The sequence below is a fragment of the Paenibacillus assamensis DSM 18201 genome, assembly GCF_000422445.1.
GTDB lineage: Bacteria > Bacillota > Bacilli > Paenibacillales > Paenibacillaceae > Paenibacillus_B > Paenibacillus_B assamensis.
Genome location: NZ_AULU01000003.1, coordinates 51,300 through 59,050 on the forward strand (window position 1 = coordinate 51,300; position 7,751 = coordinate 59,050).

Below are 7,751 nucleotides of genomic sequence, written 5' to 3' on the forward strand. Positions count from 1 at the left end.
AAATCTAATTACTATAGAACAGTAGAATTTCGTCTAATTCCTCTGAGGATAAATCCTCCGCACCAACATCTGATGCTGTCAACTCTTTTTCCTCTTTCGAGATACAATGTTCTAGAATTCTCAGGAGTGCCGACTGGAACGCATCAGCCAACTTGGCAATATGGCTATTGCTAAATTCATTTGCGTTATAATCGATCATGATCCTCAACTTGCCATTCTCAATTAGTCCGCCAATATTTAAAGCTACTTCTCTATCGCCGTCCATACTTTCATTTTGCCCACAATCTAGTGGAGAGACTTGGAATACACCTGAATTGATATCTGTATCGAACTGACCAAGATAATTAAATTTGATCTCGGGCTCTAGCTCAAACTGCATGCCTTGTTTATACTCCACCGCAGTCAGATATTTTAAGATCCCGTATCCGATTCCTTTATTCGGTACACGTCTAAGTGATTCTTTCACGTTTTTAATCGTGTACGAGAGATCGTTTGGAGCGCCCATATCGAGCCCGATTGGGAATACCGATGTAAACCATCCCACAGTTCGACTTATGTTGACTTTATCTAGTAACTCTTCTCTCCCATGACCTTCTAGAGAGATTGCCACTTGTTCATGTCCTGCCCATTGTTGAAGGGCAATACCAAGTGCTGATAAAAGCAAGTCATTAATTTCTGTACCGTACGCTACATGCGCAGGTCCAAGGAGCAATCCAGTCTCGTCCTGCTGAAGTTCAAAAGAGTACTTTCGGTTGTGTTTTACTCTTATATCATTACTATTACTCAAGCTTTCCTTAGGCAAAGGAGCCATGTTCATTGCATTTACTTGAGCCCAATAAGACATTTCCTTCGTTAACGTCTTACTATTTGCATATTTCAACAACTGTTCTGCCCAATATTTATAAGAATCCGTTTTTGATGGGAACACAATCTGCTCATTGCGTGTTAGCTGCATATACCCTGCTGCGAAATCCTCAAACAAAATGCGCCATGACACACCATCAACAACTAAATGATGGATTACAATAAACAAATGATCTCCATTCTCTGTGTGATACAATGCAAGCTTTACTAATGGGCCATCAGCTAAATGGATCGAAGATTGAACCGATTCAGCATGTTGTAGAATGGCTGATGAAGTATCTAAAAGATGGGAAACATCAACATATTCTAGCTGAGGTACTGAAGCACTTAACTCTTGATTAATTTGAATGACAGAACCCTTTTCATCTTTATACACCATTCGCAAAGCGTCATGATGCTTAACGATATCTCCCCATACCTGCTCCACTATTTTCGCATCATAACCTTCTGGGTTGTACAACATGACCGATTGATTCCAATGGTGGGCATTAACGAATGATTGTTGGAAGAACCAATGCTGAATAGGAGTAAATGGCACCTCCCCTTCAACTGCACTCTGGTCGATTTCTCTATTCTCTGAAGTTACCCAAGGGCTCAACTGAGCAATTTGCGGATACTGGAACAAATCTTTTATTTTCATACGGTAACCTAATGCGCTAAGTCTAGAAGAGATTTGAATCGCTTTAATCGAATCTCCACCAAGTTCGAAGAAATTATAATTGGTTCCAATTTGCTGGTGGCCAAGTACTTCTGCCCATATTTCTACCATATGTGACTCAAGTTTACTTGTAGGATCAACAGCGACTTTCGTTGTACCTACATTTAAATTTGGTTCAGGCAGCGCATTACGATTAATCTTTCCGTTATCCAATAACGGCATAGCTTCCAAATTTACAAAATACGTAGGAACCATATAATAGGGAAGTGCTATTGAAAGTTCAGACTTCAAACTCTCTAAATCTAGTTTTTCATTTGAATTTGAGGTCAGATAAGCACATAAATAAGGATCTTCCCCCTCATTCGTTAGCACTTTGACCACTGCTTCTTTTACAACAGATTGTTGAAGAAGCACTGCCTCAATTTCCTCTAGCTCAATGCGAAAGCCTCTTATTTTCACCTGAAAATCTTGACGACCGAAGTATTCGACTGTGCCGTCTGCTAGCCATCTGCCCATATCCCCTGTCCGATATATCGTTTGTCCCGGTACATCCGAAAACGGATCAAGTATAAAGGAGCCCTTCGTTCGTTCAGAATCTCTGATGTACCCTCTACCTACACCAAGTCCACCTATACATATTTCTCCAACAACTCCAAGAGGACATAATCGTATTGCTTCATCCACGACATATACATTTACGTTAGGTATAGGTATTCCAATAGGAATGAGCTGCATATCCTCAGGAGCTTGCTTCATTAGATATTGAATACTATCATCCGATGCCTCAGCAGGCCCGTACGCATTAACCATTGGAATATGAGAGCATAAACGGAACCAACGCTTCACTGTCTCTGGCTTGACAGCTTCACCCGTGATCATAAGCATGCGTAAATTTGATGGTACAAGATGACCTTTTTCAAGCACGTCCATCATGATAGATAAATAGGTCGGGACAACTTCCAATAAGGTTATGCCATCATCATCCATGCGGTTAAGAAACGTCTCCACATCTAGAATCAGGGCATTTGAGTAAATGACAGTAGTTCCACCAATAGCTAGCGGTCCAAAAAACTGCCACACCGAAATATCGAAACATACGTTGGCATTTTGGGCAAACACTAAGCTCTCATCTAAATGTAGTTCATCCGCTTCTGCTAGAATATGATTTAACATGCCAATATGCTCAATCATAACTCCCTTCGGCTTACCTGTTGATCCAGAAGTAAACAAAACATACGCCAAATCATGTATATCCGATTCGACCTTAGGATTTGATACAGACTCTGACAGCAATTGCTGTTCAATTTCATCAATAAACAGAATCGTTCCTTCAAATGCTACCTGTTGAACCGTTTCCTTGTACTCCGATAACGTAATCCACAATGACGCCCCAGAATCTTGTACAATATTTCGCTGACGTTCCATCCCATAAGCTGGATCAATAGGAACATAAGCCGCTCCTGCTTTCCATACTGCCAGAACACTCTTTATAAAATGCGGTGTCCGATCTAACATGACAGCCACAACTTCTTCACGAGCTATTTGCTGCCGTAACAAGTAATGTGCCAAGCGATTGGCATGCTCATTTAATTCACGATAGCTAATTCGTTCATGCTCATAAATAACTGCGACGTGATCTGGAGTGCTTATAGCATATTGCTCAAAACGCTGAGCTGCATTTTTACTAAAATCGTAATCCTTTTGTACTCCACTAAATTGTTGAATAAGATGTCTACTTTCCGTATCCGACAATACATTTATAACTCCAATAGCTACACTAGGATCAGACGCAACTTGGTCTAGAATATATAAGTAATGTGATGAGAGTTGCTTAGCTGTAGATTCCTTAAATAAATCAGTGCAGTATTGTAAATCAAAATAAATATTATCTGTCTCTGTAAGTGCATCTAACATGAGGTCAAATTTCGCTGATTGGTGATTTAATTCTTGTGGGGTAATATGCAAGTTGTCTAATTGGATTTCATGTTCTTCAGCATCAAAAAGATTAAACATGGTATCAAATAATGGATTGCGACTCGTATCTCGCTTCACATCAAGTTCGTCAAGCAATTGCTCGAATGGATATTCCTGATGCTCCATCGCTTCGAGTGACAATTCTTTAATCGTATCTACTATCTGTTCAAATGTTTGTTCAGGTTGCGACTTGATTCGTAATGCTAGCGTGTTAACAAACATCCCCAGCATATTGTGTAAATCCGGATGATTACGGCCTGCAACGGGCGTGCCGATTATAATATCATGCTGAGCGGAATACTTGTTCAACAGCAAATAATAAGCAGCAAGTAGAACATGATATAATGTTGCTCCATTCCGTGATGCAAACTGATTCAATTGTGCGGTTAGTTCAGCGCCTGCTGTAAATCTCAGCGTATTACCTGCAAAACTTTGTTGGACTGGCCTCCTGTAATCTAAAGGCAAATTCAGCAGCGGTAATGACCCACTAAACTGCTGCAACCAATAGCCTTTATGATCCACCATTCTTGAGTCAGACAAACGTTGCTGCTGCCATACTGCATAATCCTTATACTGTAGAGCTAGTTCAGGCAGCTGCTGTTGTGTATATAGAGCAATGGTTTCGTTAACAATGATCTGTCCTGATATGCCATCTGAAATAATGTGATGCATATCAACAAGTAAGATATGGTCCTGCTCGTTTATCTTCAACACTTCCATCCGAAGCAACGGAGCTTCTTCTAGATAGAACGGTCGAACAAATGCACGCATAGCAGAGTCAATTGTTACTTCTGACCCCTCACTTCGTTCAATAGCAAATGAAACATTCGTACATTCCCTTTGTACAATAACTCCATCAATCGTTTCAAATACCGTTCGTAATAGATCATGCCGTCTTATTAAAGCTTGCACAGCCTGTTCTAACCTTGCAACATCCAGCTCTCCTTGAATTCGATACGCACTTGGCATGTTGTAGGCTACGCTTCTCTTATCCTCCAACTCATGTAATACGTACATTCTTTGCTGCATGGAGCTAACTGGATAATAGTCACATTTTTCAGCTACAGGTATTTGCTCTATCCTTGCAGGAGTTAATGTATGAATGTAATCCGACATTTCGCAGATCGTAGGTAGACGGAACACATCTCTTACCGACACATTTACGTCCAAGCGATTATAAATTTTGGAGATCAATACAGTTGCCTTCAGAGAATGACCTCCACAGTTAAAGAAGTTGTGCTCTATTCCCCAATGATGTGGGCCTAATACTTCACTCCATATCTCACATAGCATTTCATCCGTTGTATTGCGTGGTGCAATATATTCATCGTTAACTCGATGCGATGGACGTGGCAGTTGTTGACGGTCTATTTTCCCACTTCCATTGAGAGGCATTTCCTCTAATCGCATAAAGCATGCAGGTACCATATAGGATGGCAAATAACGACTTAGATACGATTTTAATTCGTCATCATGTATAGCCTGATTACTCTTATAGTAGGCACAAATATAAGACTCTTCGCCTTCCTTCCATACTACAGAAGCCACTTCAATAATTAATGGATGGGAGGCAAGATGATTTTCAATCTCACCAAGTTCAATCCGAAATCCTCTGACTTTTACTTGATGATCGCGCCTTCCCACAAATTCGATCATTCCATCTTTACGCCATTTACCAAGGTCACCCGTTCTATACATCCGTACCCCTGGATCAGATGTAAATGGATCGGTTAGGAACACTCGCTGAGTTCGTTCCTCGTCATTAAGATACCCTCTACCAACTGCAATCCCACTCACGCAAATTTCACCGGTAACACCTTCTGGACACAACTGAAAATGTTGGTCAACGATATAAATATTAACGTTTGCTAATGGACTTCCAATAGGAATCTGTTCCATGCTTCCAGAAGGGTACTCATCAAATTTATACTGACATACATCATCCGAAGCCTCAGCAGGTCCATATGCATTTATCATTGGAATAGTAGGACATAACGAGAACCATCTCTTCACAATTGCTGGAGTAGCCGTTTCTCCGGTTATCATCAATAAAGACAAGTTAGAAAGAACAATAGAATCCTGTTCAATCAAATCCATCAGCACCGTTAAATAGGACGGCACAACCTCTAAAAGCGTAACAGCTTCTGTTTGAATTCGTTCTATACATTTTCGCGGGTCCATTACAATGTCATCAGGAATAATAACAGTTGTACCTCCAAGTGTGGGACCACATACGAACTGCCATACAGAAATGTCAAAACAGTGGCTAGCATTCTGTGCAAACACAAGTTCCTGAGATAAACCTAGAGCTTCTTGCTGAGCTAGAATATGGTTGAGCATACCTAAATGCTCGATCATAACCCCTTTAGGTTGTCCTGTTGATCCCGATGTAAATAGACAGTATGCTAAGTCATTCACGGATATTGGCAAATCAAGATTGATGCTTTCCTCCTGCTCAATAACCTTCATCTGCTCGTCTAGCTCGACCAATTTTGCACCAAGTCTTTGCTTCAACGTATCCGTTGCACAATTCGCTTCGCTAAGCAATATTCGTGCATCAGAGTCTATCATAATGGACATAATTCGCTCTTCTGGATGACTCATATCTAGCGGAATATAAGCTGCGCCTGCTTTCCATATGGCTAATATACTTTGCAGCATTAATGGAGAACGCTCCATCATAATTCCAACAAAGTCACCCGGCTGTAGACCAAGTCGAACTAACCTTCTAGCAATTTGATTGGCTCTATCATTTAACTGTCCATAGGTCATATGCTGTTCTCTATACTTCACAGCAATGGCATGAGGATTGTGCAATACCCGCTCTTCAAATAATTGATGAACCGTCTTAGTAAGAGCATGTTCAAAATTTGTTTTCTTTCCATTAAACAACTGAACAATCTGTGCATGTTCCTCTTCAGTAATGATGCTAAGATCACCTAACGTAATTTGCGAGTTATCTATCATTTGATTGACTAATTGCTTTAGGTGAAACTCCATTCTCTGTACAAACGATTCTTCGTAAGTATTTCCATTGTATGTGAAGCGAACCTCTATCTCATCACCAGGAAACACCGTTACATCAAAGTCATAATTCACTTGTTCTTCTACTACAACATCTGAAATGGATAGTTGATTGTTATTTCCATGATTACTATCGATCAGCTCTGACTCCAACGGATAGTTTTCAAAAACCATAATATGCTGGATTAAGTGCTGCTTTAATGTCGTTAAGGATTGAATGTCTGCTAAAGATACGTGCCCATGAGTGTTAGCCTCAGCCATAGCAACGTTTATGTTCTGCAGTAGATTAGGTAAAGTCATGTCGCAGCTGCCTGTTACTCGTATAGGAACAGTATTAATAAATAGACCAACCATCTCTTCGATACCGACAATCTCCGGCGGCCTGCCGGAGATTACCGTACCAAATACGACATCATCACTATGATTATATTTTTGCAGCAATATGCCCCACATAACATGGAACACAGTACTTATGGTAACTTTCTGTTCGGAAGCAAGCTTTAGCAAGTCGCGACTTGTTTCTTCGCTGAAGCGGAACGAATGACGACAATATTTAAATTCCGCTAATGGATTATAGCTATGTTGACTAGGAAGTAAAGTCTGATTTTCAAAGTCACGTAAATAATCAGACCAATACTGTAATGCGCTGCTGCTATCTTGAGCATTCAACCAAGTCAAATAATCACTAAATGGATATATCGTATGATTTGGCATCCATTTACCTTGCTGCAGCTCATGATAGACGCCGAATAAATGTTTAGCAATAATACCAAGGCACCAGCCATCCATAATAATATGATGGAAGCTAAATACCACCTTATATGTGGAAGACGTGGTTTGAAATAGAGACAATCGAATGAGCACATCTTGTTGCAAGTCAAAACCTTTTTCCTTTTCACGATTCTTAAACTCTTCTACATATTGCTGCTGCTCGAGTGGACTAAGATCTGTAAGGTCTACAAAAGGAATATTGGTCTCTACCTTCCGAAGCACAACCTGTAACGGTTGCTCTGATTCCTTGTAGATAAACACAGTTCTTAACACGTCAAAGCGTTCAATAATCTGATTAAAACTTTTCTCCAGCAGCGCTACCTCAATCTGACCGCTTAATGTAAATACAAACTGCTCAAAATAAGCGTTTGATTCAGGATCAAGCAAGGAATGAAATAACATACCTTCTTGAAGTGGAGTCAACGTGTATATATTTTCGATCTCATAATTCAATGCTCGA

General features: G+C 40.3%; 1 protein-coding gene. It reads right to left on the minus strand.

Going from position 1 to position 7,751, the window contains the following annotated elements:
• Nucleotides 1-4: 4 nt before the first annotated feature.
• The gene (locus tag H580_RS0100125; RefSeq protein ID WP_036604236.1) at nt 5-7,744 is read right to left on the minus strand and encodes a non-ribosomal peptide synthetase; all 7,740 of its coding nucleotides are present in this window, start codon (nt 7,742-7,744) and stop codon (nt 5-7) included.
• Between the last annotated feature and the right edge of the window lie 7 nt (nt 7,745-7,751).